At 63.7% G+C, this 4,071-nt stretch carries 2 protein-coding genes and 1 pseudogene; all 3 read left to right on the forward strand.

Translation table 11 applies throughout. The features are described from left to right. Positions 1-1,296, forward strand: a 1,296-nt coding sequence (locus tag Z052_RS01140) for a SipW-dependent-type signal peptide-containing protein (protein WP_099288573.1), incomplete at its 5' end; no start/stop codon positions are given. Between the two features lie 75 nt (positions 1,297-1,371). Further along, positions 1,372-1,560 (forward strand): annotated as a pseudogene (locus tag Z052_RS20815) (SipW-dependent-type signal peptide-containing protein); the annotation flags it as partial. Between the two features lie 425 nt (positions 1,561-1,985). Then, positions 1,986-3,482, forward strand: coding sequence for a VWA domain-containing protein (locus Z052_RS01150; RefSeq protein ID WP_099288577.1), 1,497 nt, complete (start codon positions 1,986-1,988; stop codon positions 3,480-3,482). The last annotated feature ends 589 nt before the right edge of the window (positions 3,483-4,071 follow it).

Below are 4,071 nucleotides of genomic sequence, written 5' to 3' on the forward strand. Positions count from 1 at the left end.
GTACTCGCCGGCCTCGGTGCTATCGGCATCGCCTCCGCGGGCGCAGGCGTTGGCACTTCTGCGTACTTTAGCGACGAGGAGAGTTTCGAGGACAACACGCTGACGGCCGGGACGCTCGACCTCTCCGTACAGGCAAACGTCTACGAGTATCAGGGCGCCGCGAACGAGGGCGGACAAGCCTTCGGCGGCGTCCAGAACGGCCAGGCACCGACGGTCAGCCAGCAACTCGACGACGTCAAGCCCGGCGACTACAGCTGTGGGTCGTTTTGCTTTTCGATCGTCGACAACCCCGGCTACATCTGGGCCGGCGGCGAACTAACCGAAAATGACGAGAACGGACAGCCCGAGCCCGAGCAGGCGATCGATTCGACTACCGGCGCCGGCAACGGCGAGCTCGCGGACGCGATCGAGGTAACGCTGTTCTACGCTGACCCGAGCTTCGACCCGAGCGAGAAGGATCGTCCGAGCGAATCGCAGTTCGACAACGTCCTCTTCGAGGGGACGCTCCGGGAGACGCTCGCGTACCTCGGCACCGGCGTTCCGCTTGACGCCGACCCCGACTCGGCTGGTCGGCAGGCTTTCACCGGTACGCCGGAGGAGAGCTTCGACGAGGATGTCTGTCTCGCATTCGCGTGGGAAGTGCCCACCTCGGTCGGCAACGAGATCCAGAGCGACTCCGTCGCGTTCGATCTCACGTTCCTGGCACAACAGGAACGCCACAACGATGGCAGCCAGGTTCCGTTCGCTGACACGGTTCTCCAGACGGATCCCGACCCCACCGGTAACTACTTCCTGACCGCCTCGGTGAACTCCGGTCCGGTCACGGTAGTCCGCGTCGATGTTGATGACAGCGTCTACGCTGGATTCCCCGCAAATCCCAACAGCTACCAGCTGGAGGTCAACATCAATGTCGACAACGACGCAGGTGGCCTCGGAGACAGTCCGAACGATGACTTCCGACTCGGGTACGCGGGCCCGCAGGCGGATCCGAGCGACGTCAACGGCCCCAACGCCGGGGGGTATCTCCGTCGGAGGCTTTCCAACGGCACGTTCGGTGATGTCTCCGGCAGCCAGATATCCGGGTTTACCGCCATCGAGTCCCCTGACCAGCGGACGTACACGTTCATCATCGACTGGAGCGCGATGGCCGCCGACGCGGACGTGCCCGAACTGCCGGGCGTCCCCTCGGCGATCGTCATCAACGAAGTGTTTGCCACCGACGGTGGCGGCCTCTCCAGCAGCGGCATCCCAAGCAACCAGTTGATCGTCAATCCGTCGGGGACGCTGACGATCTGAACCACGACCGGCCACCGGTCGGCCGATCGGGCCGTCCGATCCGACTCTCATAACAGAAAATCCAACTCCAACCCAATGACAACCGAACTACAACGATACACCCTCTCACGCCGCAAGATGCTCGCCGGCCTGGGTGCCGTTGGGCTCGCTTCCGCTGGCAGCGGCCTCGGCACGAGCGCGTTTTTCTCCGACGAGGAGACGTTCGGAGACAATACCTTGACCGCCGGCGAGCTCGATCTGAAGGTCAGCTGGCAGCAGACCTACACGGGCCTCAACAGCACGAAGCCGGGGACGCTCGCGGCCGCGTTCGAGGTCCTTGACCGCAACGACGGCCGGATCCCGCTCGACGATCGCGAGCCGTTTATGGGATTCGCGGCGGGCGAGACCGATTCCGAACGCGACTGTCTCCCCGGGGAGACGACGCTCGACGTGGGTTTCGCGTAGGAACTCCCCTTCGGAGTCGGCAACGAGATCCAGGGCGACACGCTCGGCTTCGACCTCGGATTCTACACCGAACAGTGCCGCCATAACGACGGCTCCGGCACGAACACGACGACCTGAGCCGAACCACGGCGCCGACTCCGACCCACACCGGTACCACGGGGGTTCGACTCCCCCGGTGGGTACTTTCCTTCCACCGAGGCTGGGAAACAGGAATCGAACACAAACGACCGACACACAAGACAACAATGACACAAGACGACGAACTACAGCTGTACAACCTCTCCCGCCGCCGCGTCCTCGCGGGGCTCGGAGCGGTCGGCATCGCCTCCGCGGGCGCCGGTCTCGGGACCAGCGCCTTCTTCTCCGACCAGGAGGAATTCACGGACAATACGCTCCAGGCCGGAACGCTCGACCTGAAGCTCGACTACAAAGCGACCTACTTCGGCGGCCCGGGGCGGCTCGACGCGGTCAAGGCTATGGACTACCCCGACGCCGAGGAGATCCTCGAAGACGGCGAACCGACGGGCCGGTACCTCCTCGCCCAGGCTCCCTCACCCGAGGACGAGCAGGCGTGGGAGGACCGCGTCCAGGGCGAGGCGTTCGACTTCTGCAGCCCCGACGCCGACGAGTTCCTCGTCAACGGCGACGGGATCCCGATGTTCACCCTCTCGGATGTGAAGCCCGGCGACTCCGGGGAAGTCACCGTGAGCATCCACATCTGCGACAACCCCGGCTACCTCCGGATGGTGGGCGACATCACCAACAGCGCCGAGAACGGCCAGACCGAGCCCGAACTCGAAGCGGAGGGCGAGGACACCGACGGACTCGGCGAACTCGCCGACGCCATCGAGGTCTGCGTCTGGTACGACGAGGACTGCGACAACGTCTTCGAGCCGACCGGCACGGGCCAGCAGAACGAACTGGAAGTCGCACTCGTGAGTGACACGTCAGGATCCATCACGGAGAGCGAACTCGCTCAGCTCAAGACCGCAGGGAAGGACTTCGTCGACAACCTCTCGATCCCCGATGAAGCGGCGGCGATATCGTTCGCGGCGTCCGCGTCCTTAGACCAAGAGCTGACGACGAACTACCAGGCTGTCAAGGACGCTATCGACACCTACGACGACTCGGGGTCGACGAATATGTCGGCCGGCATCTCGACCGCGGAGACCGAACTGCTTACCGGGACGAACGCAACCGCTGGCGCATCGAAGGTCATGATCCTGCTGTCGGACGGCTCGCCCAACAGCGACAGCGCGGCCACGGCCGCGGCGAACAGCGCCAAGAGCAACATCCGTATCTTCACCATCGCGCTCGGGTCCGGCGCCGACGAGGTGTTCCTCGAGAGCATCGCGTCCTCGTCCGACGACGCGTTCGTCGCCCCCGATGGTGCGGATCTGGACACGGTCTACGCGGAGATCGCCCAGATCGTCCTCGACGGCGAACAGAAGATCGCGGAGGGGACGATGGCCGAAGTGTTCGCCCAGCTCTCGGAAGGCGTGCTCCTTGACGGGAACCGGCAGGAGGAGGGCGACCAGCCGTACCCCGGCGCGACCACCCAGTGTATCGGGTTCGAGTGGGAGCTCCCCTTCGAGGTCGGCAACGAGGTACAGTCTGACTCTGTCGGCTTCGACTTCGGCTTCGAGGTCGAGCAGTCCCGGCACAACGAGACGCCGTTCACGACGCCCGAACCGACGCCGACCGGAACGCCCGTCGGCAACAACACCCCACAGCAGAGCTGAGACGGCCCGTCGGACTCGGCTCACAGGGAGCTCGACACGACACTCCGGACGCGGCCGACCCCGTGCGTTGCGGGCGTCGTCAGGATCGACCGCTACGAGTATGGACACTGTACCGGTCTGGAATCAGCGGCAACCACGTATCATCAGCGCATATGTATGGACTACTTACTGTACATCCCCAGAGTGGCACGCTCTCCATACCGAAGTCCTCACAGCGGTATACAACCTCTACTCAACCGGTATGACCATCCTAAACACTGGTAGGTGATTGGTGCTGAATCCCTCTTTGGCGGTAACGGAATACTTCAAAACAGGTGTTTTAGGGTCTAAGACCTTCAATCAGCGCATGACTAATACCGAATCCCGTCTGGTGTGAGGTAGCCCAATTGGACATGGCGGCCTGCGGTGGGTCGTCGCCCGATGGGAACCCAGACCAATGACAGACGACAACAACCCGAAACTGTACGACCTTTCCCGCCGCCGCGTACTCGCCGGCCTCGGTGCCGTCGGCATCGCCTCCGCAGGAGCAGGCGTTGGCACATCTGCGTTCTTTAGCGCCGAGGCGAGTTTCGCGGACAACACGCTGACG

The organism is Halorubrum sp. C191 (assembly GCF_002727095.1).
GTDB classification, from domain to species: domain Archaea; phylum Halobacteriota; class Halobacteria; order Halobacteriales; family Haloferacaceae; genus Halorubrum; species Halorubrum ezzemoulense.